Here is a 22,890-nt window from a genome sequence, read left to right on the forward strand (position 1 = left end):
CGCCGGGCCACCACGCCGGATCCTCACCACAACGACAGACACCACACCACCGCGGGGTGGAGCAGCCCGGTAGCTCGTCAGGCTCATAACCTGAAGGTCACAGGTTCAAATCCTGTCCCCGCATCCAGCTTGATTTGCCCAACGAACGCCTCGGCAACTCCGCCGGGGCGTTTCTGATTCCGAGCACCCTCCGCCAGCCGCAGGATCGCGCCCAACTCGCCGCGAACCTCGATCCGCAGCCGCTCGCCCTCGGGGGTGAGCCGGATCGCCTCCACCAGGCCCCGCACCACCTCCCGCGCCTCGATGCCGTCCTCGGCCGCCAGAACCCGCGCGAGTTCGGCCACGCGGGTGCGGTAGAGCTCCGCCAGGTTCGGGTGCAGCCGCGGGGCAGGGGCCTCGGCCCCGGCCAGCTCGGCCTCCAGATGCGCCTTGCGACGCTCCAGCTCCTCGAGCCGGCCCTTGAGCGCCGGCGACGCCATACCCGCCACGATCGCATCCACAGCGCGCTCGATCTGCCCATCGATCCGCGCCAGCTCGGCGCGTTGCGCGGTCAGCCCCGCCGAGGCCTCCGCCTGCAGCCGGTTCCAGGTCGCCGTGAACTCGGACACGAACTCCCGGAACAGCTCGGGGTCCATCAGCCGTTCGCGCAAGGCGCTCAGCACCGTCTCCTCCAGCACGTCGCGTCGCACCGTCAGCCGGTTGCCGCAGGCCGTCGGGCCCTTGTTCCGCGCCGTCGAGCAGCCGAAGTGCTCGACCGACATTTTCGAGAAGCCCCCGCCGCAGGCGCCGCAGACCATCAGCCCCGAGAACAGGTAGCGCGGCCGCTGCTTGGTCCAGAAGGCGCTGGCCTTAGCCTCTGTCCCCTGCGCCGCGCCCTTGCGGTCCAGCGAGGCCTGCCGGGCCTTGGCGGCCTCCCACAGCTCGTCGGGCACGATGCGCAGCTCCGGCACCTCGGTGACCACCCGCGTCTCCGGAGCGGCCTTGCGGGCCACCCTGCGCCCGGTGCTCGGGTCCTTGGTCCAGGCCCGCCGGCCCCAGACCTGCTGGCCGATGTAGAGCGCGTTGTTCAGGATCCCGGTGCCCTTGCCGCGGTCGCCGTTGATCGCGCTCGGCGCCCAGGCCCCGCCGCGTGGGCCTGCAATGCCCTCCGCGTTCAGCGCCAGCGCGATCCGCTTGGGCGAGAGCCCGGCGGCGTAGTCGCGGAAGATCCGTCGCACCACCGCCGCCTGAGCCTCGTCGATTTCGCGATGTCCGCGGCCGGCGCGCCCATCGGGGGCCGGCGCGATCCGATAGCCGTAGGAGATCCCGCCCGCGCTCCGCCCGTCCTCGGCCACGGCGCGCAGCCCGCGATGGGTCTTGGCCTTGAGGTCCGCCAGGAAGAGCTGCGACATCGTCCCCGACAGCCCGATATGCAGCTGCGTGACCGGGCCCTGCTGCACGGTGTGGATGGCGATGCCGAGGAAGCTCAGCTGGTCGAACAGCTCGGCGATGTCGGCCAGTTTGCGGCCCAGCCGGTCCAGCGCCTCACAGACCACCACGTCGAATTTCCGAGCCCGTGCGTCGCCGAGTAGCCGCTGGAACTCCGGCCGGAACCGGCTGGCCCCGCTCACCGCCAGGTCCTCGTAGCTGTCCACCACCCGCCAGCCCTGCGCCTCGGCATGGACCCGGCACAGCCGCGTCTGATCCGCCGCCGAGCGCGGGTTCTGCTGGTCGCTCGAATACCGGCTGTAGGTCACTGCACGCAGCATCCCGAGGCTGGCTCCCTGGCGAAAATCGAAGGGAGGACGCCTCCCTCGGGCGGGATCGTGCCTCCACCGCCGCCGTTGGCCGACATGTCCTGCAGGTATCCACCGGGGGCCGTTCAGCGCTGTCGATAATCACTCCGACCGTGGTCGCCGTCGGAATCGACTCACTGCGGACGTGCAGATACCTCGCCGCCAAGTCTCGGCGCTCGACTGATGAGCTGAGGCTTGGCAAGCTCCCCGAACGCAGGGGGAACTACCGCCATCCGGGCAACTCTGCGCGACTGGCTCCGGAACGGGAACCGCCATGGAGAGGTTCGCAGCTGACATCGCCGCGGCCATCGAACAAGGTCGGGGCGCCACGCCCGCCGATCTGGTGCTGAAGGGCGGGCGCGTTTTCGACCTGGTGACGGGCGCGCTGACGCAGACCGACGTCGCGATCTGTGCTGACCGCATAGTCGGCACGCATGGCACCTACCACGGCCGGCAGGAGATCGACGTCGCCGGCCTGGTCCTGGTGCCCGGCTTCATCGACACGCACCTGCACATCGAATCCTCCCTTGTCACGCCCTTCGAATTCGATCGCTGCGTCACCCCGCGCGGCGTGACGACGGCGATCTGCGACCCGCACGAGATCGCCAACGTCGCCGGCATCGGCGGCCTCCGCTACTTCCTGCAGGCGGCCGAACGCACCGTGATGGACCTGCGCGTGCAGCTCTCCAGCTGCGTGCCGGCGACCGAGATGGAGACCTCCGGCGCGCGGCTTTCCGCCGCGGACCTGCTGCCGCTCGCGCGGCATCCCAAGGTGATCGGTCTGGCCGAGTTCATGAACTATCCCGGCGTGCTGCACGGCGATCCGGAATGCCTCGCCAAGCTGCGCGCCTTCCAGGGCCGGCACATTGACGGCCACGCGCCGCTGCTGCGCGGGATGGAGCTGAACGGCTACCTCGCCGCCGGCATCCGCACCGACCACGAGGCGACGAGCGCCGCCGAAGCCCTGGAGAAGCTCTCCAAGGGCATGGCGATCCTGGTGCGGGAGGGCTCGGTCTCCAAGGACCTGCACGCCCTGGCGTCGATCATCACGGAGCGGCACTCGCCCTTCCTCGCCTTCTGCACGGATGACCGCAACCCGCTCGACATCGCCGAGCACGGCCACCTGGACCACATGATCCGCACGGCCATCGCCCTCGGCGCCGAGCCGCTGGCCGTCTACCGCGCCGCCAGCCACTCCGCGGCACGGATCTTCGGGCTGTCCGACCGCGGCCTGATCGCCCCGGGCTGGCGCGCCGACATCGTCGCCATCGATGCGCTGGAGACTTGCCGCGCCCGGCTCGTGCTCTGCGGCGGCGTGGTGGCGGATGACGCCGCCTTCGCCCGGCGCGAGACGATCCCACCCATCGCCCGCGGCACAGTGCGGGCGCCGCGTGTCTCCGCGGCCGATTTCCGCCGCCCCGCACCCAATGCGCCGAGCCCGGTGATCGGCATCATTCCCGGCCGCATCATCACGGAGCGGCTGGAGGCGACACTCCCCGTGGAGCACGGCGCCTCGGTCGCCGACCCCGCTGCCGACCTGGCGAAGATCGCCATCGTCGAGCGGCACGGCGTGAACGGCAACCGCGCCGTCGGCTTCGTGAAAGGTTTCGGGCTGCAGCACGGCGCCATCGCCTCCACCGTCTGCCACGACCACCACAACATCGCCGTGCTCGGCGCCAGCGAGGACGACATGGCGCTTGCCTGCAACCGGCTGGGCGAAATCGAGGGCGGCTTCGTGGTCGCCGCCGGCGGCCAGGTGCTGGCGGAGGTCGCCCTGCCCATCGCCGGCCTGATGAGCCTGAAAAGCTTCGAGGACGTGCAGAAGGAGCTCTTCGCCCTGCGCGCCGCCGCGCGCTCGCTCGGCGTGACCCTGGACGAGCCCTTCCTCCAGCTGGCCTTCCTCGCCCTGCCCGTGATCCCGCACCTGAAGATCACCGACCGTGGCATGGTGGACGTCGATCGCTTCGCCCTGCTCACCTGACCTGCGCTCTCCTGGTCAGGTCGGCTCGTGGCTGAATGTCTCGCTTCCGCCCACTTCCGCGGTAGCGCTATCGGTGCTGGGGCGACCGCCGGGTCCGACCCGAAGCGGTGTCTTCGCAGCCCACCAGACATCGGCTCAACCAACGGAACAGCACCTCCTCGACCACGCCGCCATAGAGCAGCCCGACGATGAGCCCACCGGCGCTCCATGCCTGGACGATGCTGGGCGGCAGGCCCGGCGGGGCCTGCCAGGTGCCGCACAGGCTGTGGTCGGCCGCCGCGATGGCAAGGCCGCGCACGACGCCCGTCGCCACCTGGACTGTCCGCCGGGCTACGGGGGAGCGGTCGGCAAGACCCAGGCGGGCACGGGCGGCCAGCTGCCCGCGAAGGCTGCGACAACCAGACGCAGCGCAGGCGAGGAGCAGCTTTCGGATCAACGGTCACGGTGCGCCGGTCTCATGTCGAGCAGGCCGACACCTAGGATGGAGGCGGCGAAGGGCGGCTCGAACTGCGACGCTGGGACGTGTGGCACCGACCGCGCCGGTCTCGCGGCCGCGGCACGGCGCGATGCGCCAAGTCCGAACAGGGGGCGCAGGAACGGCGAGCGGGTCGCCATTGCCGCACCGGCCAGGCTGAGCGCCACGGTCGCGCCCGCGATCGTGAGCCCCTTCCAGACCGGCGCATCCAGCCAGCCGAACAGCGCCCAGCCGAGCAGGACGATGACGGTCTGGTGGAGCATGTAGAAGGGCATGGACAGCGGCGCGAAGGCCGCGAGAGGCCGGATCGGCAGGGCGAGCCAGCGCGCCGCGGCGCCGAGCAGTGCGAGCAGCACAAGCCACTCCGCCACCGCCCGGAGCGCGAGCCGGCCCGGCAGCGCGACCTCCAAGACGCCCAGCCCGCCGCGCGCGGCCGGCAGGGCGGCGAACCACGATGCCGCGGCGCAGGCCGCAAGGCCCGCGAACAGCGGCAGGTGCCGCGCCACCGCGGCGCCCAACACCGGATTCCGGCCGAACCACCAGCCGAGGACCACCAGCAGCCCGTAATGCGCGTGGTTCGCCCAGTCCATGACCAGGTCGTGGCTGCCCGGGAAGACAGGCCGGAGCGCGACTTCGCCGGCAACGAGCGGCGCGATGGGCAGCAATAGCCGCCAGGGCCGCGCCGCCGTCCAGCGCGCCAGTCCTGCGCCATCCCCGGCACGCGAGACGAGCGCCAGCAGCGCCGCGTAGAGGAACAGGTAGGGGAGGAACCAGAGATGGTGCCAGGAGAAGCTGGCCGCCGGGTAGCAGCAGACGAAGGCCTGCGGCAGGAACTCGACGAACCCGCCCTCGAAGACGGGCGCGCTCTGCCGGAGCGGCGCCGCCGGCGTCACCCGCTCCACCCAGACCTGCGGCGGGACGAGGACGAGGATGCCGAAGCCGAGCGGCAGGAGCAGGCGCGCCACCCGCTCGCGCAGGAAGGCCAGCGCGCCACGCCTTTCCAGCGCAAGGGCCGCGGCGATCCCGGCCAGCAGGAAGAGCAGCGGCATCTGCCAGAGATCGATCGCGCGCAGCAGCGCGGCTGCGGCGCCGTAGGGCGCGGCGGCATCCTTCATGTGCCAAGGCGTGGCGTCGAACAGCCGCGCGGTGTGGAACGGCACCAGCATCAGGACGGCGAGGCTGCGCAGGTTGTCCACATCGTGGCGGCGCGGGCTGGACAGCGGGAGCATGTGGCACCTAGTATTAATGAATGAATAGATCATTCAGTAAATCTGCCAGGGATGCAACGCGCCGGGGCCCGCGTGCGGCGCCGGGCAGGCTTGCGGCCATCGCAGACGCCGCGGCCCGCGTCTTCACCCGCCAGGGCTTCCGGCTCTCCCCGGTCGCCGACGTCGCGCGCGAGGCAGGGGTGGCGGCGGGCACGGTCTATCTCTACGCGACCGACAAGGCCGCGCTGCTCGACCTCGCCATCCGGGCGGCGGCCGGGCTTCGGCTGCCACAGGATGGCGATGGGCCTGTCCAGCCCGACCTGGCCGCCACGCTGGCCGAGGCGCTGGGGCCGAGGCTCGCCCTGCCGCGCATCGAGGCGGCGGCGGCCGGCGATGGCGGCGAAGCGGTCACGCCCCGGGCCTTGCTCGCGGACCTCTATGACCTGATGACGCGGGAGGCTCGGCTGATCCTGCTGCTCGACCGGCTTGGCGCCGAGGTCCCGGAGATCCGCGACGCCTACACGGCGGGGCTGCGCGACCGTGCGCTCGCCGACTTCACCGCGGCCGTCGCGCGCTTGGCAGGAACCGGCGTGGTCAGGCCCGACCTGGATCCTTCCATGATGGCGCGTGCCGTCCTCGAGATGATGGCCTGGATGGCGATGCGCCGCCCCGGCGATGCGGCCCCGCCAGCGGGCGACGAGACGCTTGCGCGCGAGACGACGCTCCGACTTGCCGAAGCGGCGCTCGGAGCGCCGCAACCTGCAACGTCGCTGGCCGCAGCTGGGCCAGCGGCGAGGATCCAGAACGTGCGCGCGGGGCGGTAGGAAGCCGGCCCGTCGGATAGAGTTTGCTCCCGCCCAACCGCGCCACAGCCACGGCGGACGCGCGGCGACCGGGAAGTCCAACCGAAACCAGTACTTCGCGGAAGTCCATGAGCGGCGCCCCGCTACTCGGCGCCGAACCGGTAGCCCACTCCGGGCTCCGTCCGGATCAGCCCCGCCGCCGGGCCCAGCTTCTGCCGCAGATGCCCGACATAGACGCGCAGGTACTGCGCATCCTCGACATGCGCCGGGCCCCAGACCGCCGTCAGGAGCTGGCGTTGCGTCACCACGCGGCCCTCGCCGCCTCGCACCAGCGCGGCGAGCAGGTCCCACTCACGCGGTGTCAGCTTCAGCGGCTCACGGCCTTCCACCCGCGCGGTCCGGCGTCCTAGATCCACCTCCAGCGCGCCAGCCCGGATCACGGTCTCCGTCGGAGATCGGGACGCAGCCCCGGCGCGGCGCAGCGCGGCGCGGATGCGTGCCAGCAACTCGCCCAGCGCGAAGGGCTTCTCGACGTAGTCGTCCGCGCCGGCATCCAGCGAGGCGACCTTCTCGGCCTCCTGGTCGCGGGCGGAGAGCACAACCACAGGGGCGTCGGTGAAGCGCCGCAGCTTTGGAATCGCCAGCTTGCCGTCGCCGTCGGGCAGGCCCAAGTCGAGCAGGACGAGCGCCGGCGACCGCTCGGCCGCCAGCCGCAGCCCCTCGGCCATCGTCGCCGCGCGCATCGGCGCGTAGCCCGCCGCCTCCAGCGCCGGGCCCAGGAAGCGGTGAATCTGCGGCTCGTCGTCAACGACGAGGATGTGGGGTGGAGCGACCGCGCTCATGCGCCGGGGAACCTCACCACCACCCGCGTTCCGCTCCCGTCCGGTATCGCCGGGCTCTCGGCGGCGATGCGTCCCCCCATGGCCTGGACGAGGCCACGGCAGATCGCGAGGCCGAGGCCGCTGCCGGCCGCGATGCGGTCGGTGCGCGTGGCGCGGAAGAACGGGTCGAAGACTCGGTGCAGGTCCTCGCGTGGGATGCCAGGCCCGTCGTCCTCGATGGCGATCGCCACTTCCGGCCCCTCGCGCCAGACCCGTGCCGCGACACGCCCGTGCGGCGCCGAGAACTTCAGCGCGTTGTCGAGCAGGTTCGCCAGCACCTGGTCGAGCAGCGCGGGATCGAGGCGCGGCGCGACCGGGCGTGGGCCGGGGTCGAGCGCGATCTCCCGCCCATGGGCGCGGGCGGCGCGCGCGGCAGCGGTTTCCAGTGCCTCGGCGAGGTCCACCGGCTCGCGCCGCGGCGCAACCTGGCCGTTCTCGATGCGCACCATGTCGAGGATGTTCGCGATCCAGCGGGTGAGCCGCTCGGTCTCCTCCTCCGCTGTGGCCAACAGGTCGGCGCGCGTCGCCTCCGAGAGCGCCGGGCCGGAGGTCCTGAGCGTCGCGATGGCGCCGCGGATGGAGGTCAGCGGCGTTTTCAGGTCGTGCCCGAGCGAGGTGAGTAGCGCGGTGCGCAGCGCCTCGGTCTCGGCGCGTGCTTCGCCGCGGGCGCGTTCCTCCATCAGGTCGGCCCGCTCCAGCGCGACGGCCGCCTGATCGAGCAGCGCGTCGAGCGCCCGGTCGGCCTCGCCGTCCAAAGGGGGCTCGCCGGGGCGCAGGCCGACGAGGCCGGCAAGGCCGCGCGCCGTCCGCATCGGACGGAACTGCCAGCCGGCGGAGGGGAGCGTGTCGGTGCCGCGCCCGGACGGGCGGCCATTCGCCACCGCCCAGCGCGCCGCGGCCATGCTCGCCACGTCGGGCTCGGCTTCGACCGGCACGCTGGCCCTGAGCACCGGCTCCGGCGCGGTCTCGCCTGGCAGGGGGGGCAGCAGCAGCAGCACGCAGGCCGGCCCGGCGGCGATGCGCGACGCCTCCTCGGCGATCGCTTGCACCAGGTCGCCCTTGTCGCCAGGTGCTCCGAGCCGGCGGCTGAACTCGACGAGGCGTCGCAGGCCGAGCATGCGGGCGCGGGCGGCGCGCACGGACCGCCCGAGGCCACCGGTGGTGCCGGCCAGCAGCAGCGCGACGAGGGCGAAGACGACGACGCCGACGATGTCCTGCGGTCCGGCGATGGTCAGGGTGTAGCGCGGCGGCAAGAACAGCAAGTTCCAGGCCAGGAAGGACAGCGCCGCCGTCAGGGCGCCCTGCACCGGCCCGAAACCCACCGCCGCCGCCACGATCGGCACGAGGTAGACCATGCCGAGCGCGCCTTCCGGCACCACGCCGTCGAACGCAAGGCCGACCGCGGTCGCACTTGCAACGAGGGCGGGGGTGGCGGCCCAACCGGCCCAGGACGGGGGACCGCGGCGCTCGGGCGGAAGGGCGCGCGGTGCGCCGGCCGGCTCCGGGACGAGGTGCAGCGTGAAGTCGGTCGCTTGCCGCAGCAGCGCCGCGGACAGCGTGCGGCCCGTCAGCCGCCGCCACCGGCCCGGCCGGCCGCGGCCGATGACGAGGTGGGTCGCGTTGCGGGCCCGCGCCTCGCGCAGGATCGTCGAGGGTAGGTCGGCGGCGACCACCGTCTCCGCCGTCGCGCCCAGCCGCTCCGCCAGCCGCAGTGCCGGGCCGGGGTCGCCGCCCGGGGCGGCGGTGGGCTGCTCGATATGCAGGGCGACCAGCGGGGCCTTCAGCGCATCCGCGACGCGCCGCGCCTCCCGCACCACTGTCTCGGCCGAGGGATCGGCGCCGACGAGGGCCATCACGCGGTCGCCGGCGGGCCAGGGCCCGGCGATGGCGTTGGCGCGCATGTAGCCCGTGACGTCGGCGTCCACGCGCTCGGCCGTGCGGCGCAGCGCCATCTCGCGCAGCGCCGCGAGGTTGCCCTCGCGGAAGAAGCCGCGCAGTGCCCGGCTCGCCTGGTCGGGGCGGTAGATGCGGCCCTGGCGCATCCGCTCGATCAGCTCGGCGGGGGGGATGTCGATCAGCTCCACCGCGTCGGCCTCGGCCAGCACGCGGTCGGGCACCGTCTCCGCGACGCGCACGCCGGTGATGCGGGCGACCGCGTCAGACAGGCTCTCGAGGTGCTGGACGTTCATCGTCGTCCAGACCTCGATGCCGGCTTCGCGCAGTTCCTCGACGTCCTGCCAGCGCTTCGGATGGCGGCTGCCGGGCACGTTGCTGTGCGCGAGTTCGTCGAGCAGCAGGATCGTCGGACGGCGGGCCAGCGCGCCGTCCAGGTCGAACTCCTCCAGCGCCTGGCCGCGATAGGCGATCCGCGCGCGCGGCAGCACCGGCAGGTCGCCGATCGCCGCCCCGGTCTCGGCACGGCCGTGCGTCTCGACGATGCCGATCAGCACGTCCGCCCCGCCGGCGAGGCGCCGACGCGCCTCGGCGAGCATCTCCATCGTCTTGCCCACGCCCGGCGCGGCGCCCAGGAACACCTTCAGCCGGCCGCGCCCCTCCCGCCGCGCGAGGGCGAGCAGGGCATCGGGATCGGGACGGGCTTGCTCCTCGGCCATGCCGTTCCGATAGCAGGCCCGCGGCGCCGCCGCCCGCGTCTTTACGCCGCCTTTATGCGGGCGCCCCGGATCCCGCATGGAGCCTTTACGCGCGCCGGGCCTACGCCCTCCCGGTCCTTCGGAGAGAAGCCCCGGATGCTCGACCTTCTCCTGCTGGCGCTCGGCGTCGGCCTGTTCGGCCTGATGGCCGCCTACGTGGCCGCCTGCGAGCGGGTGTGACCGCCGTGACCGAGCTGATCCTCGGCGGCGCCGTGGCCGCCGGCCTCCTCCTCTACCTGCTGTGGGCGCTGCTGCGTCCCGAGGACCTCTGATCCCATGACGCTGATCGGCTGGGCGCAGATCGCGCTCGTGCTCGCCGCCATCGTGGCGGCCGCCATCCCGCTGGCCCGCTACATCGCTGCGGTCGCCGCCGGGCGCATCACCTTCCTCGCGCCTGTCGAGCGCGCCATCTACGCGGCGGGCGGCATCGACCCGGCGCGCGGGATGGGCTGGAAGGGCTACACGCTGGCGATGCTCGCGGCGAACCTCGCCGGCTTCCTGCTGCTGTATGCGCTGCTGCGGCTGCAGGGCGTGCTGCCCTTGAACCCGCAGGGCTTCGACGGCCTTTCGCCTTGGCTCGCCTTCAACACGGCGATCAGCTTCGTCACCAACACCAACTGGCAGGCCTACAGCGGCGAGGCCGCGATGAGCTACCTAAGCCAGATGGCCGGCCTCTCGGTGCAGAACTTCCTCTCGGCCGCGACAGGGATCGCGCTGGCACTCGCGCTCTGCCGCGCCTTCGCAGGCGGAGGGCTGAAGGGCCTCGGCAATTTCTGGGCCGACTTCGTGCGGGTAAACCTCTACGTGCTGGTGCCACTCGCGGTCATCGTCGGCCTCGCCTTCGTGGCGCTGGGCATGCCGCAGACGCTCGCTTCCTATGTCGAGGCGACGACACTGGAGGGCGGGACGCAGACGATCCCGCTCGGGCCCGCCGCCTTCCAGATCGCCATCAAGCACCTCGGGACCAACGGCGGCGGCTTCTTCGGCGTGAACGCGGCGCATCCCTTCGAGGGGCCATCGGCGCTCGCGACCAGCCTGCAGATCTGGTCGCACCAGGTGATCCCCTTCGCGCTGGCGCTGACGTTCGGGCACATCGTCCGCGACATCCGCCAGGGCTGGGCGCTGCTCGCGGTGATGCTGGCCTTCGTCGTCGCCGGCACCTGGATCGTCTATGCCGCCGAGGCCGCGGGCAACCCGCTGCACATCGCCGCCGGCGTCGATCCCGCGCAGGGCAACATGGAGGGCAAGGAGGTCCGCTTCGGCCTCGCGCTCGGCGCGCTCTTCGTGGCGACCACCACGGGTGCGAGCTGCGGCGCGGTGAACCTGATGCATGACAGCCTGATGCCGCTTGGCGGGCTGGTGCCGCTGTTCCTGATCCAGCTCGGCGAGGTGCTGCCGGGCGGCGTCGGCTCGGGCCTCTACGGCATGATCGTCTTCGTGCTGCTGGCGGTCTTCGTCGCCGGCCTCATGGTCGGCCGCACGCCGGAATACCTCGGCAAGAAGGTGCAGGCGCGCGAGATCAAGCTCGCGATGCTCGCCGTGCTGGTGCTGCCGGCGGCGATCCTCGGCTTCACCGCCGTCTCGGTCGTGCTGCCTGTGGCGACCGCCTCGATCCAGGACAAGGGCCCGCATGGCCTCTCGGAGATGCTCTACGCCTACACCTCGGCGGCGGGGAACAACGGCTCGGCCTTCGGCGGGCTGACCGCCGACACGCCCTGGATGAACACCACCCTCGGCATTGCGATGGCGCTCGGCCGCTTCGCCTACATCGTGCCGATGATGGCGATCGCGGGCTCCATCGCGGCCAAGCCGAAGCTCGCCGCCTCCACCGGCACCTTCCCGACCCATGGGCCGCTCTTCGTCGGGCTTCTGGCCGGCGTGATACTGATCCTCGGTGGGCTGCAGTTCATGCCCGCCCTCGCCCTCGGCCCGGTCGCCGAGCACTTCGTGCTCGCCGCCGGCAAGACCTTCTGAGGTCCTGCACCATGGACATGACACCCGCCATCCCGGCCGGGGAGGCCCGCCGTGCCACGCGCGGCGGCGCCCTCCTCTCCGGCCCGATCGTCCGGCGCGCCGCGCTCGACGCCTTCGCCAAGCTGGATCCGCGCCGCCTGGTGCGGAACCCCGTGATCTTCGTCACCGAGGTCGTGGCGATCCTGGTAACGGTGCTTGCGGTCCGCGCCCTGGCGCTCGGTCAGCCCTGGAGCTTCCAGGCCGGCATCGCGCTCTGGCTCTGGCTGACCGTGCTCTTCGCGACCTTCGCCGAAGCCGTGGCGGAAGGCCGCGGTCGCGCCCAGGCAGAGAGCCTCCGCCGTGCGCGGACAGAGACCCGAGCCAAGCTGCTGCTGCGCGCCGACGACCGCACGCTGTGGCAGCCCCGCGCCGCCACCAAACTCCGCGTCGGCGACTTGGTGCTGGTCGAGGCCGGCGACCTCATCCCCTCCGACGGCGAGGTCGTGGAGGGCATCGCCTCGGTAAACGAGGCGGCGGTGACCGGCGAAAGCGCGCCCGTCATCCGCGAAAGCGGCGGCGACCGCAGCGCGGTCACCGGCGGCACTCTGGTGGTCTCCGACTGGATCGTGGCACGCATCACCGCCGCGCCCGGCTCAACCTTCCTCGACCGGATGATCTCGCTCGTCGAGGGCGCCTCGCGGCAGAAGACGCCGAACGAGATCGCGCTCGACATCCTGCTCGCCGGCATGACGATCATCTTCCTGATCGCGGTGGCGACGCTGGTCGGGCTGGCGAGCTGGAACGGCCAGCCGCCGTCGATCGCGGTGCTGGCGGCGTTGCTGGTGACCCTGATCCCGACGACGATCGGCGGCCTTCTGTCCGCCATCGGCATCGCAGGCATGGACCGGCTGGTGCGCTTCAACGTCCTGGCGACATCCGGCCGGGCGGTGGAGGCGGCCGGCGACGTGGACGTGCTGCTGCTGGACAAGACCGGCACGATCACGCTCGGCAACCGCCAGGCCGCGGGCTTCATCCCCGTCCCCGGCGTGACCGAGCGCGACGTCGCAGAGGCCGCGGTCCTGTCCAGCCTGGCGGACGAGACGCCGGAAGGCCGGTCGATCCTCGCCTTCGCGAAGGAGCGCCACGGCATCGAGGCGCCGGCGTTGCCCGACGGCGCGCGCGTCATCCCTTTCACCGCGCAGACCCGCATCTCCGGCCTGGATCTCGTGCAGGGCAGCTACCGCAAGGGCGCGGTGGACGCGCTGGTCCGCAGCCTCGGCGGGGAGGCGCCGGCCGCCATGCGCGAAGCCGTGGACCGCATCGCGCGCGCCGGCGGCACGCCGCTCGCGGTCGCGAAGGATGGCCGCCTGCTCGGCGCGATCGAGCTGAAGGACATCGTCAAGACCGGCATGCGCGCCCGCTTCGACGCGTTGCGGCGGATGGGCATCCGAACGGTGATGGTCACCGGCGACAACCGCCTGACCGCCGCCGCGATCGCCGCCGAGGCCGGCGTCGACGACTTCATCGCCGAGGCCACGCCCGAGGACAAGCTCGCCTACATCCGCAGGGCGCAGGCCGAGGGCCGGCTGGTGGCGATGGCCGGCGACGGCACCAACGACGCGCCCGCCCTCGCCCAGGCCGATGTCGGGCTCGCCATGCAGACCGGCACCCAGGCGGCGCGCGAGGCCGGCAACATGGTGGACCTCGACAGCGATCCGACGAAGCTCATCGAGGTGGTGGAGATCGGCAAGCAGCTGCTGATCACCCGCGGCGCGCTGACCACCTTTTCCATCGCCAACGATGTCGCGAAGTATTTCGCGATCCTGCCCGCGATCTTCGTCGCGTCCTACCCGGAATTGGGGGCGCTTAACGTGATGGCGCTGGCGTCGCCGGGGAGCGCGATCCTGTCGGCCGTGATCTTCAACGCGCTGATCATCGTGGCGCTCGTGCCGCTCGCGCTCCGCGGCGTGCGCTACGTGCCCGTCGGCGCCGCCGCGCTGCTCCGCCGCAACCTGCTGATCTACGGGCTGGGCGGCATCGTCGCACCGTTCATCGGCATCAAGCTCATCGACGTCATCCTCGTCGTGCTGGGGCTCGCCTGAACGATGATGACCATCCTCCGCCCGGCCATCGCGTTGGTCGTGCTGTTCACCCTGCTGCTCGGCCTCGCGGCGCCGCTGGCCTTCACCAGCGTCGCCGGGGTGGTCTTCCCGACCCAGGCCGGCGGCAGCCTGGTGGAGCGCGACGGACGCGTGGTCGGCTCCGCGCTGTTGGGGCAGAACTTCGCCTCCGAGCGCTACTTCCAGCCGCGGCCCTCCGCGACGACCGAGGCCGATGCGGAGAACGAAGGCAGCCCGCGCGCGGTGCCCTATAACGCGGCCACCTCCGCCGCCTCCCAGCTCGGCCCGACCTCGGCGGCGCTGCTGGACGCCGTGAAGGAGCGCATCGCAGCCTATGGCGGCGGCCCCGTGCCGGCCGACGCGGTCACCGCCTCGGGCTCCGGCCTCGACCCGCACATCAGCCCGGAGAACGGCGCGCGGCAGGTCCGCCGCATCGCGCAGGCCCGCGGACTGCCGGAGGAGCGCCTCCTGGAGCTGGTCGCTCAGCACACCGAAGGGCGCCAGTTCGGCCTGCTTGGCGAGCCACGGGTCAACGTGCTGCGCCTCAACGTGGCGCTCGACGCACTGAGGTGACCAGCCGACCTTGCGCGTGGGAGGCTGCTTTCCGCCCTTCTACAACTCCGACGAATGCGGAGGCCGAAACACAGCAACTCACGGGTTGCGCTCGATAGGGGTGGAGGACAGCCCGTCGGCACGCCCGCTAGCCGCTCTCTGCGCGCCTGAGCGGACTGCGTCTCGCTGGTCCTGTCAGCCGCCAAGCCATGCGCCGCTCGCCGCTCTCGTCGGCGACGAGACCTTCCGCCTCGCCCGAGCAGAGACGGGCGAGGGCGAGACCGAACAGGCGACAGGCCTCTGCGGTACGGCGCGGGTGGTTCGCCGCCGCGGCTTCGAGAGTGACGTCCATCGTGAGCCGCGTCACGCGGCCGGGCGAGGGCCGCGATGTCTCCGGCGCGGCGAAGTGGGCGAGGAGCACCTGCAGCAGCTTCACCGCCTCGGCCTCGGGCAGTTCGACGTCGTACACGCTGCCGCGCCTGCGGAGCGCGCGGCCCGGGCAGTGGCGGCCCTCCGGCTGCACGCTGACGTCCACCCGCTGGCCCGTCGACGTGACGACGCTCGTGTGGGCCAGCCGGAGATCAGGTGACATCGGCCGGCTCCAGGGGCGGCGGCGCCGACCCGCGCGAGCCGGAAAAGGACGATCCGGGAGCTGGTGGTCGGCACGGCGGCGGCATCTCGGCGTCGCCGCAAGCCTCCGGCATCGCCGGACGGGAGAGTGCGGCGATCAGACCCGGAGGCGGGACCAAGTGCGGCAGATCGGCCGGAGCCACCACCGGCGCGGCGCCGATGCTCCGCAGCGCGACCTCCCGGATGAGCGTGGCCGGCCACGCCGGATGGAGCGCGCGGACCTTCGCCACGGCGGCTTCGACGTCGGCCGCGGGGGCATTCCCGCCTCGGCGCCCGTGAGCGCGACGTTGGAGAAGACCGCACCGAAGGCGATGAAGGCGCCGCCCAGCGCGCCGAGGGTGACCAGCGTGATGCCGTCCTGCCCTGCCTTCGCGGCAATCTCGGGCGGCAATCGCCCTTCGATGCCTGCTAGGGCACTGGGCTGCGTCTCGCGCACTCAACCACCAAGCGCGACGAGGCCGATGATCTGCACTGCGATGACCTTCACGATCGTCGCGGAGGGGAAGATCATCGCGTAGCCGATATCGGGCCGCTCGGTCGGCGCCATGCGCGTGGCATAGACCAGGATGGCCGGGTTGCCTGTCGCGCCGGAAGCGACGCCGAGCAGGTCGTCATAAGGCAGCTTCAGCAGGTAGTAGCCGACGCCCAGCACGATCGCGACGGTGGTGAGCAGCACCAGCGCGCCGATGATCAGAAGCAGCGGCCCCTGCGAGGCCACCGTGGTGACGAAGGCCTGGCCCGAGTTGATTCCCACGGTCGCGAGGAACAGCGTGAGGCCGAAATTGCGCAGCACGATGTTCGCCGGCAGCGGCATGACCCAGGAGATCGGCCCCGTGCGCCGCAGCCGCCCCAGGATCAGCGCGACGATCAGCGGCCCGCCGCCGATGCCGAGCGTGACCGTGCCCACCCCCGGGATCGGGATCGGCAACAGCCCGAGCAGCACGCCGGCCACCATGCCGAAGCCGACGGAGACATAGGAGAACTCGGCCGCCGACTTCACCGTGTCGCCGAAATGTGCACGCGCCTTGGCGACCTGGTCCGCCGGCACGAGCACCCCGACGCGGTCGCCGATCTCGAGCATCAGGTCGGGAGACGGCACCAGGTCCACATCGTAGCGGCGGACATGCAGGATGCGGATCTCGGTGCCTTCCGGCATCGGGATCTCGTCCAGCTTGCGCCCGGTAAGCGCGGCCTTGGAGACGAAGAAGCGCTGGTAGGAGAGGTCGCCGCGGTCCTTCGCGATCCGCCCCGGATCAAGCCGGCCGAGCAGCGCCGCCGTCTCCTGGATGGCCTCGGCGCGGTCCGCGGCGACCATCAGCGCATCGCCGACACGGAGTTCAAGGTCCGCATCCGGCAGGCGGTTACGGTGCTCCTGGCGCACCGTCGAGACTTGCACGCCCTCGGGCAGCAGAGACATCACCTTGCCGAGCGTGCTGCCGGCCTCTGGCAGGCGCTCGATGGTGATCTCGCCCATGTGAAAGCGCGCGGGCTTGGGTGGGAAGGTCGGCTTCACCCGCCGCGTCAGGAAGTAGAAGCAGAGGATCGGCCCGATGACGCCGAAGGGATAGGCGACCGAGTACCCGATCGAGGGCTCGTTGTTCTTCATGACGTCGAGCGCGGCCTGCAGTGTCGCCGTGCTGGTCATGGAACCGGCGAAGAGGCCGAGCGTGTGGCCGAGCCGCACGCCGAAGATCCATCCGAAGAAGAGCGCGACCAGCAGCCCCGCCACGACCGCGACGAAGGCGAGCAGGTTGTAGACGCGCCCCGGGCCGCGCAGCCCGGCGAAGAACTGCCGGCCATAGAGGATGCCGATGCCGTAGAGGAACATGATCAGGCCGATCAGCCCGATCGGCCCTGCGATGTTGGCCTTCGGCGCGATGGCGCCGATGAAAAGCCCGACGAAGAGCACCGCCCCGATGCCGAGCGAGAAGCCGAGGATGCTGATCTGCCCGACCGCGTAGCCGAGCCCGATCGCGAGGAACAGCGAGAGGATCGGCTGGCTGCCGAGCAGGTCGCTGACGAAGGCCATCATCTGCTCGGTCCCCTCACCGCGCCCGGCAGCCGGCGGCGTGGAAGATCTCCAGCGCCGCCTGGATCTGCGCCTGGGTCGGCACCGGAGTCTCGGCAAGCTTGTAGTCGAGGCCGAGCGACTTCCACTTGAAGGCGCCCATCTGGTGGAAGGGCAGCACCTCCACCCATTGGACGTTTTTCATCGGCGCGACGAACTCGGCGACCCTGCGGATGTTGTCGCGGGCGTCGGTCAGGCCGGGTACCAGCACGAAGCGGACCCAGACGGCCTTGTTCATGGCGTTCAGGCGCTCGGCGAAGCGCAGCGTCGGCGCGAGGTCGAAGCCGGTCACCTTGCGGTAGGTGTCCGGGTCGCCGCTCTTGATGTCGAGCAGCACCAGGTCGACGTTCTTCATGTAGTCGTCGTCGGCCCGCTGCCCGAGGAAGCCCGAGGTGTCGAGCGCGGTGTGCAGTCCCATCTGTTTCGCCGCGGAGAACAGGCCGCGGGTGAAGCCGATCTGCACCAGAGGCTCGCCGCCGGAGATCGTAAGCCCGCCGCCCATCGCCCGCAGCGCCGGCGCGAAGTCGCGCAGGCGGCGGATGGCGTGGGACAACTCGATCTTCGTGCCGTCCTTCAGATGCCAGGTGTCGGGGTTGTGGCAGTACTGGCAGCGCAGGAAGCAGCCCGACATGAACAGCATGACCCGCACGCCCGGCCCGTCCACGGTCGAGCCGGTCTCGTAGGAATGCACCCATCCATGCGTTTCCTTCGGGCCCTCGAAGCCCTCGGTCTCCGGGGCGTCGGGTGCCTGGTTGGTGCGAAGGTCGAAGCGGCTGCCGACCTTCACCATGCCTTCGCCTTCGACTTCCAGCATGTCCGCGCCCTCAGTAGGAGGAATGGAAGGTGCGGCGGATCACGTCGAGCTGCTGCTCGCGCGTCAGCCGCACGAAATTCACTGCATAGCCGGAGACGCGGATGGTGAGCTGCGGGTATTTCTCCGGATGCTCCATCGCATCCTCCAGCGTCTCCTTCGAGAGGACGTTGAGGTTCATGTGGAAGCCACCCTGGCCGAAATACATGTCGAAGGCGCGCACGGCGTTGTCGAGCGCGGCCTCCTGGTCGCGCCGCGCCATGCTCGGCGCGACCGAGACGGTGTAGCTGATGCCGTCCTGCGCATCCGCATAGGGCAGGCGCGCCACCGAGATGCAGGAGGCGAGCCAGCCATGGTCGTCGCGGCCATGCATCGGATTCGCGCCCGGGGCGAAGGGCTCGCCCTTGCGCCGCCCGTCCGGCGTGTTGCCGGTCGCCTTGCCGTAGACAACGTTCGAGGTGATGGTGAGCACCGACTGGGTATGCACCGCATTGCGGTAGGTCGGGTGCTTTCGCAGCTTGGCCATGAAGCGGGAGACGAGATCGACGGCGATATCGTCCACCCGGCTGTCGGCATTGCCGAATTTCGGGAAGTCGCCCTCGATCCGGTAATCCACCGCGAGCCCCGTGTCGTCGCGGATGACATGCACCTTGGCATGCCTGATGGCCGAAAGGCTGTCGGCAACCACGGAGAGGCCGGCGATCCCGAAGGCCATGGTGCGCAGGATGTCGCGGTCGTGCAGCGCCATCTCCAGGCGCTCGTAGAAATACTTGTCGTGCATGTAGTGGATGCAGTTCATTGCGTGCACATAGGTGCGCGCCAGCCACTCCATCGTCGCGTCGAACTTCTCCGAAACCTCGTCATAGGACAGCACATCGGCCGTGACGGGCGCCGTCGGCGGCGCGATCTGATCCCCGCTCACCTCGTCACGGCCGCCATTGATCGCGTAGAGCAGCGCCTTGGCCAGGTTCACGCGGGCGCCGAAGAACTGCATCTGCTTGCCGAGCCGCATGGCGGAGACGCAGCAGGCGATGCCGTAGTCGTCGCCCCAGTAGGGCCGCATCAGGTCGTCATTCTCGTACTGCAGGGAGGAGGTGTCGCGGCTGATCTTGATGCAGTAGCGCTTGAAGGCTTCCGGCAAGTTCTTCGACCACAGAACGGTGATGTTGGGCTCCGGCGCCGGGCCCAGGTTGGTCAGCGTGTGCAGCACGCGGTAGGCGTTGCGCGTGACGAGCGTGCGTCCGTCCATGTCCATCCCGCCCACGCATTCGGTCGCCCAGTAGGGGTCGCCGCTGAACAGCGCGTCGTAGTCCGGCGTGCGCAGGAAGCGGACGATGCGCAGCTTCTGCACGAGCTGGTCCATCAGCTCCTGCGCGCCGGCCTCGTCCAGCGTGCCTTCCTTCAGGTCGCGCTCGATGTAGATGTCGAGGAAGGTGGAGATCCGGCCGATGGACATGGCCGCGCCGTTGGCTTCCTTGATGGCGCCGAGATAGGCGAGATAGGTCCATTGCACCGCTTCCTGCGCCGTCTCGGCCGGCCGGGCGATGTCGCAGCCGTAGCGCCGGCCCATTTCCGCGAGGTCGGCGAGCGCGCGCATCTGCTCGGCGAGTTCCTCGCGCGTGCGGATCACCTCGTCGTTCGGCCACATCTCATCCACCTGCGCGCGCTCCTTGCGCTTGGCGGCGAGCAGGCGATCAGTGCCGTACAGCGCGACGCGGCGGTAGTCGCCGATGATGCGGCCGCGGCCATAGGAATCGGGCAGGCCGGTGATGATGCCGGAGTTCCGGCAGCGCATGATCTCGGGCGTATAGGCGTCGAAGACGCCGTCATTGTGCGTCTTCCGGTACTTCGTGTAGGCGTCGTGCACCGCGGAATCGGCCGGGAAGCCGGCGGCTTTCAGGCCGGCCTCGACCATGCGCAGCCCGCCGGCAGGGAATATCGCGCGTTTGAACGGCTGATCGGTCTGCAGCCCAACGATCACCTCGTTGTCGCGGTCGATATAGCCGGGGCCATGCGCCAGCACGGTGGACGGGGTGGCGGCGTCCACGTCGAGGACGCCCTTCTTCCGCTCCTCCGCGAAGTAGGGCTGCAGCTTCTCCCAGACCGCCCGCGTGCGCTGCGTGGCCCCGACAAGGAAAGATTCGTCGCCCGCATAGGGCGTGACATTGCGCATGATGAAATCGCGCAACTCGATCGTGGCCGTCCAGCGCCCCTGTTCGAAGCCGCGCCAGCAGCGGGCCTCCTTCAGGCCGGTCGGGTCGAGGTTGATGCCTTCCATGGCCGTTTCCCTCCGCTTGCTTGTCGTTCGCGCGGGCGCGCCGCGCCCGTTCTCAGCCGGCCTCCGCAAGGACCCTGCGCGTGTGTCGCGCGATCATCAGGTTCTCGTCGGTCGGGATGACGTGCACCGCGACACGGCTGCCGTCGTGCGAGATCCTTTCCGCCTTGGCGGCATTCGCCGCGATGTCGAGATCCACGCCGAGCCAGCGCGAGGCCTCGCACACCGCGGCCCGGATCGGCGCAGCGTTCTCGCCGACGCCGGCGGTGAAGACGATCCCGTCCAGCCCGCCGAGCGCCGCCGCAAGGGAGCCGATGCCGCGCGCGACGCGATAGATGAACACCTCGATCGCGAAGCGTGCCCGCGGCTCGTCGCTGTCCAGCAGGTCCCGGAAGTCGGAGGAGAGTCCCGACAGGCCGAGCATGCCGGAACGGCGGTACAGCAGCGCCTCGACCCCCGCGATGTCGAGGCCGTCCTCCCGCATCAGGTGCAGCACGACGGCGGGGTCGAGCTCGCCGCAGCGCGTGCCCATCGGCAGGCCGTCCAACGCGGAGAAGCCCATCGTCGTCGCCACGCTGCGCCCGGATTGCAGCGCGCAGAGCGAGGCGCCGTTGCCGAGATGCGCCACCACCACGCGCCCCTGCGCCAGCTTCGGCGCCAGGCGCGGCAGCACCGAGGCGATGTATTCGTAGGACAGGCCATGGAAGCCGTAGCGGCGGATGCCGCGCGCCGTCATCTCGTGCGGCAGCGCGAAGACCTGCGCGACCTCGGGGATGGTGCGGTGGAAGGCGGTGTCGAAGCAGGCCACCTGCGGCACGCCCGGCGCACGCTCCATCGCGGCACGGATGGGCGAGAGGTTGTGCGGCTGGTGCAGCGGCGCGAGCGGCGACAGCGTGGCAAGCTCGTCCAGCAGTTCCGGCGTCACGCGGCAGGGCCGGTCGTGCTTCGGACCGCCATGCACGACACGGTGGCCGAGGGCGAGCAACGGCCTGCCCTCCAGCCTCTCCCGAAGCCAGGGCAGCAGGGCGAGCAGCGCCTCGGCCGGCGTGGCGGGCGGGGCGGCGGCGAGGTCGGGCACGGCGAGCGCCGCACCGGCGCCGTCGCGCGCCTTCAAGCCGGGCCTGACGCCGATCCCGTCCACCTGGCCGGCGAGCAGCAGCGCATCCCCCTCGTAGAGCGAGAACTTCAGCGAGGAGGAGCCGGCATTGACGACGGCGACGACACCCGTGCTCATGCCCCGCGCCCCTGCCGCGCCGCCACCAGCACCTGCGCGAGTGCGACCGAGGCCAGCCGCGATTCCACGCTGTCCGCCCGGCTGGTCAGGATGATCGGCACGCGCGCGCCCAGCACGATGCCGGCGCTGTCCGCGCCTGCCAGGTAGCTGAGCTGCTTGGCGACCATGTTGCCCGCTTCGAGATCGGGCGCGAGCAGGATGTCAGCCTCGCCCGCGACCGGGGAGGCGATCTTCTTGATCGCCGCCGCCGCCTTGCTGATGGCGTTGTCGAAGGCGAGCGGGCCGTCCAGGATCGCGCCCGTGATCTGGCCGCGATCGGCCATCTTGCACAGCGCCGCGGCGTCCAGCGTGCTCGGGATGGCCGGGTTCACCGTCTCCACCGCGGAGAGGATCGCGACCTTCGGCATCATGTTGCCGAGCGCGTGCAGCAGGTCCGCCGCGTTCTGCACGATGTCGGCCTTGGTCTTCAGGTCGGGGACGATGTTGATCGCCGCGTCGGTGACGAACAGCGCCTTGGGGTAGCTCGGCACGTCCATGGCGAAGACATGGCTGAGCCGCCGCCCTTTCCTGAGCCCGCCATCCCGCGCGACGGCGGCGGCCATCAGCTCGTCGGTGTGCAGGCTGCCTTTCATCAGGCTGGTCGCACGGCCCTCGCGGCACAGCCGCACGGCGGCGGCGGCGGCCTCGTGCGGTGTCTCGGCCTCGAGGATCTCGCAGCCTGCCAGTTCGGCGCCCGCAGCAGCGGCCGTCTCCTCGATCAGCGCGCGCGGGCCGACCAGGATGGGGCGCAGCGCGCCGCGCCGGGCGGCTTCGACGGGGCCCAGCAGGCTGTCGCGGTCACAGGGCCAGGCGACAGCGGCGGTCAGCGCCGGCAATGCGGCGCTCCGCGCCATCAATGCGGAGAGATGCCGATGGGTGTGGAGTTGGATGTCCGGCCGGGTGCCGACAGGCGAGGTCACCTCGGTCGGCGGCAGGCGGAAGCGGGCCGAGGCGTCGGCCAGGCGTCCGCGTGGCCCCTCCACGACGATCGCGACCTCCGCGGTCTCCGGATCCGGCCGGGCCGCGATGGTGCCGGTGATCTCCACGGCCTCGTCCGGGATGGGCGACAGGCCCGGCCTCATCTCCAGGGCGCGCAACTCGGCGCCCGGGCCGGGCAGGGCGCGCGCCGTGAAATCGAGGATGAGCCCCTGCAGCAGCAACGCCTGCGCCTGGCTGGGCAGCCGATCGAAGGCGGCATCCGGCGCGCCGAACAGGGCGGCGGCCAGGTCGAAGCCCTGCACCCGCAGCACGTGCGTCATGCTGCGCGTCAGGCCAAGCGCCGCGGAGGATTGCGAGAGACCGGTCAGGCAGGCTTCCGATGTCGTCATCATGCTCTCCTGGCGGCCTGTTTCGGTGTCATGCCTTGTCGGCATGCCACGGCCGGCACGCCGGGCTGCGTGCGGCCCGGATCATGTCGCGCATCTCGGCCTCCAG

At 71.3% G+C, this 22,890-nt stretch carries 18 protein-coding genes and 1 tRNA gene; 8 read left to right on the forward strand and 11 right to left on the reverse strand.

Features of this window, described 5'->3' with window-relative positions; all coding sequences use genetic code 11:
• Window positions 1–50: 50 nt before the first annotated feature.
• Window positions 51–127: transfer RNA gene (locus DFH01_RS12680), tRNA-Met, on the forward strand.
• Here DFH01_RS12680 and DFH01_RS12685 read toward each other — a convergent pair.
• Window positions 84–1,748, reverse strand: coding sequence for a recombinase family protein (locus tag DFH01_RS12685; RefSeq protein WP_233256137.1), 1,665 nt, complete (start codon window positions 1,746–1,748; stop codon window positions 84–86). The genes DFH01_RS12680 and DFH01_RS12685 overlap by 44 nt on opposite strands.
• 301 nt (window positions 1,749–2,049) lie before the next feature.
• Here DFH01_RS12685 and ade point away from each other — a divergent pair, with 301 nt between their 5' ends.
• Window positions 2,050–3,756, forward strand: a complete 1,707-nt coding sequence (gene ade, locus DFH01_RS12690) for an adenine deaminase (protein ID WP_109870857.1) — start codon at window positions 2,050–2,052, stop codon at window positions 3,754–3,756.
• Window positions 3,757–3,823: 67 nt separating this feature from the next.
• On the opposite strand, the gene DFH01_RS12695 is transcribed toward ade, so the two are convergent.
• Together DFH01_RS12695 and DFH01_RS12700 are read right to left on the reverse strand one after the other, a co-directional pair.
• A complete protein-coding gene (locus DFH01_RS12695) occupies window positions 3,824–4,069 on the reverse strand; it encodes a hypothetical protein (protein ID WP_109870858.1) in 246 nt (81 codons plus the stop codon).
• A gap of 119 nt (window positions 4,070–4,188) precedes the next feature.
• A complete protein-coding gene (locus DFH01_RS12700) occupies window positions 4,189–5,460 on the reverse strand; it encodes an acyltransferase family protein (RefSeq protein ID WP_158287739.1) in 1,272 nt (423 codons plus the stop codon).
• A 20-nt stretch (window positions 5,461–5,480) separates the two neighbouring features.
• Between DFH01_RS12700 and DFH01_RS27810 the strand changes: the two genes are divergently transcribed.
• Window positions 5,481–6,263 carry a TetR/AcrR family transcriptional regulator gene (locus DFH01_RS27810; protein WP_146217051.1) on the forward strand — a complete coding sequence of 261 codons (783 nt, stop codon included), beginning with the start codon at window positions 5,481–5,483 and terminating at the stop codon, window positions 6,261–6,263.
• A gap of 122 nt (window positions 6,264–6,385) precedes the next feature.
• Here DFH01_RS27810 and DFH01_RS12710 read toward each other — a convergent pair whose 3' ends face one another.
• On the reverse strand, window positions 6,386–7,084 hold the full coding sequence (locus tag DFH01_RS12710) for a response regulator (protein ID WP_109870860.1): 699 nt from the start codon (window positions 7,082–7,084) through the stop codon (window positions 6,386–6,388).
• A complete protein-coding gene (locus tag DFH01_RS12715; protein WP_109870861.1) occupies window positions 7,081–9,735 on the reverse strand; it encodes an ATP-binding protein in 2,655 nt (884 codons plus the stop codon). Before DFH01_RS12715 ends, DFH01_RS12710 begins: the two co-directional genes overlap by 4 nt.
• A gap of 54 nt (window positions 9,736–9,789) precedes the next feature.
• Between DFH01_RS12715 and DFH01_RS28205 the strand changes: the two genes are divergently transcribed.
• The 5 genes from DFH01_RS28205 to kdpC are packed head-to-tail and all read left to right on the forward strand — an operon-like array spanning window position 9,790 to window position 14,420.
• Window positions 9,790–9,954, forward strand: coding sequence for a hypothetical protein (locus DFH01_RS28205; protein WP_158287740.1), 165 nt, complete (start codon window positions 9,790–9,792; stop codon window positions 9,952–9,954).
• A complete protein-coding gene (gene kdpF / locus DFH01_RS12720) occupies window positions 9,951–10,046 on the forward strand; it encodes a K(+)-transporting ATPase subunit F (protein WP_158287741.1) in 96 nt (31 codons plus the stop codon). Before DFH01_RS28205 ends, kdpF begins: the two co-directional genes overlap by 4 nt.
• 4 nt (window positions 10,047–10,050) lie before the next feature.
• Window positions 10,051–11,748 (forward strand): potassium-transporting ATPase subunit KdpA, encoded by a 1,698-nt coding sequence (gene kdpA, locus DFH01_RS12725; protein WP_109870863.1) that lies wholly within the window; start codon window positions 10,051–10,053, stop codon window positions 11,746–11,748.
• 11 nt (window positions 11,749–11,759) lie between these two features.
• A complete protein-coding gene (gene kdpB / locus DFH01_RS12730) occupies window positions 11,760–13,829 on the forward strand; it encodes a potassium-transporting ATPase subunit KdpB (RefSeq protein ID WP_199231225.1) in 2,070 nt (689 codons plus the stop codon).
• 3 nt (window positions 13,830–13,832) lie between these two features.
• Complete coding sequence (kdpC, locus tag DFH01_RS12735) at window positions 13,833–14,420, forward strand: potassium-transporting ATPase subunit KdpC (protein ID WP_109870864.1); 588 nt, start codon at window positions 13,833–13,835, stop codon at window positions 14,418–14,420.
• A 127-nt stretch (window positions 14,421–14,547) separates the two neighbouring features.
• Here kdpC and DFH01_RS12740 read toward each other — a convergent pair whose 3' ends face one another.
• The 6 genes from DFH01_RS12740 to DFH01_RS12765 form a co-directional block, all read right to left on the reverse strand.
• The gene (locus DFH01_RS12740) at window positions 14,548–14,991 is read right to left on the reverse strand and encodes a hypothetical protein (protein WP_109870865.1); all 444 of its coding nucleotides are present in this window, start codon (window positions 14,989–14,991) and stop codon (window positions 14,548–14,550) included.
• A gap of 474 nt (window positions 14,992–15,465) precedes the next feature.
• The gene (locus DFH01_RS12745) at window positions 15,466–17,061 is read right to left on the reverse strand and encodes an aspartate:alanine exchanger family transporter (protein WP_109870866.1); all 1,596 of its coding nucleotides are present in this window, start codon (window positions 17,059–17,061) and stop codon (window positions 15,466–15,468) included.
• 13 nt (window positions 17,062–17,074) lie between these two features.
• The gene (pflA, locus tag DFH01_RS12750; protein WP_233256089.1) at window positions 17,075–17,911 is read right to left on the reverse strand and encodes a pyruvate formate-lyase-activating protein; all 837 of its coding nucleotides are present in this window, start codon (window positions 17,909–17,911) and stop codon (window positions 17,075–17,077) included.
• Window positions 17,912–17,921: 10 nt separating this feature from the next.
• Window positions 17,922–20,186 (reverse strand): formate C-acetyltransferase, encoded by a 2,265-nt coding sequence (gene pflB, locus DFH01_RS12755; RefSeq protein WP_109870867.1) that lies wholly within the window; start codon window positions 20,184–20,186, stop codon window positions 17,922–17,924.
• A gap of 52 nt (window positions 20,187–20,238) precedes the next feature.
• Complete coding sequence (locus DFH01_RS12760; RefSeq protein ID WP_109870868.1) at window positions 20,239–21,417, reverse strand: acetate/propionate family kinase; 1,179 nt, start codon at window positions 21,415–21,417, stop codon at window positions 20,239–20,241.
• Entirely contained in the window at window positions 21,414–22,829 is a 1,416-nt protein-coding gene (locus DFH01_RS12765; RefSeq protein ID WP_442899699.1) for a bifunctional enoyl-CoA hydratase/phosphate acetyltransferase, read from the reverse strand. Before DFH01_RS12765 ends, DFH01_RS12760 begins: the two co-directional genes overlap by 4 nt.
• Window positions 22,830–22,890 lie beyond the last annotated feature (61 nt).

Source organism: Falsiroseomonas bella (assembly GCF_003173615.1).
GTDB lineage: Bacteria > Pseudomonadota > Alphaproteobacteria > Acetobacterales > Acetobacteraceae > Falsiroseomonas > Falsiroseomonas bella.

What these genes read in the sequence shown, in the direction of transcription:
- DFH01_RS12715 (WP_109870861.1), bottom strand. Translation starts at nt 9,735, where the DNA reads ATGGCCGAGGAGCAAGCCCGTCCCGATCCCGATGCCCTGCTCGCCCTC.
- pflA (WP_233256089.1), bottom strand. Translation starts at nt 17,911, where the DNA reads ATGCTGGAAGTCGAAGGCGAAGGCATGGTGAAGGTCGGCAGCCGCTTC.
- DFH01_RS28205 (WP_158287740.1), top strand. Translation starts at nt 9,790, where the DNA reads ATGCGGGCGCCCCGGATCCCGCATGGAGCCTTTACGCGCGCCGGGCCT.
- pflB (WP_109870867.1), bottom strand. Translation starts at nt 20,186, where the DNA reads ATGGAAGGCATCAACCTCGACCCGACCGGCCTGAAGGAGGCCCGCTGC.
- DFH01_RS12710 (WP_109870860.1), bottom strand. Translation starts at nt 7,084, where the DNA reads ATGAGCGCGGTCGCTCCACCCCACATCCTCGTCGTTGACGACGAGCCG.
- DFH01_RS27810 (WP_146217051.1), top strand. Translation starts at nt 5,481, where the DNA reads ATGAATAGATCATTCAGTAAATCTGCCAGGGATGCAACGCGCCGGGGC.
- kdpC (WP_109870864.1), top strand. Translation starts at nt 13,833, where the DNA reads ATGATGACCATCCTCCGCCCGGCCATCGCGTTGGTCGTGCTGTTCACC.
- kdpA (WP_109870863.1), top strand. Translation starts at nt 10,051, where the DNA reads ATGACGCTGATCGGCTGGGCGCAGATCGCGCTCGTGCTCGCCGCCATC.
- DFH01_RS12745 (WP_109870866.1), bottom strand. Translation starts at nt 17,061, where the DNA reads ATGATGGCCTTCGTCAGCGACCTGCTCGGCAGCCAGCCGATCCTCTCG.
- kdpB (WP_199231225.1), top strand. Translation starts at nt 11,760, where the DNA reads ATGGACATGACACCCGCCATCCCGGCCGGGGAGGCCCGCCGTGCCACG.
- DFH01_RS12740 (WP_109870865.1), bottom strand. Translation starts at nt 14,991, where the DNA reads ATGTCACCTGATCTCCGGCTGGCCCACACGAGCGTCGTCACGTCGACG.
- DFH01_RS12685 (WP_233256137.1), bottom strand. Translation starts at nt 1,748, where the DNA reads ATGCTGCGTGCAGTGACCTACAGCCGGTATTCGAGCGACCAGCAGAAC.
- DFH01_RS12760 (WP_109870868.1), bottom strand. Translation starts at nt 21,417, where the DNA reads ATGAGCACGGGTGTCGTCGCCGTCGTCAATGCCGGCTCCTCCTCGCTG.
- DFH01_RS12700 (WP_158287739.1), bottom strand. Translation starts at nt 5,460, where the DNA reads ATGCTCCCGCTGTCCAGCCCGCGCCGCCACGATGTGGACAACCTGCGC.
- ade (WP_109870857.1), top strand. Translation starts at nt 2,050, where the DNA reads ATGGAGAGGTTCGCAGCTGACATCGCCGCGGCCATCGAACAAGGTCGG.
- DFH01_RS12765 (WP_442899699.1), bottom strand. Translation starts at nt 22,829, where the DNA reads ATGCCGACAAGGCATGACACCGAAACAGGCCGCCAGGAGAGCATGATG.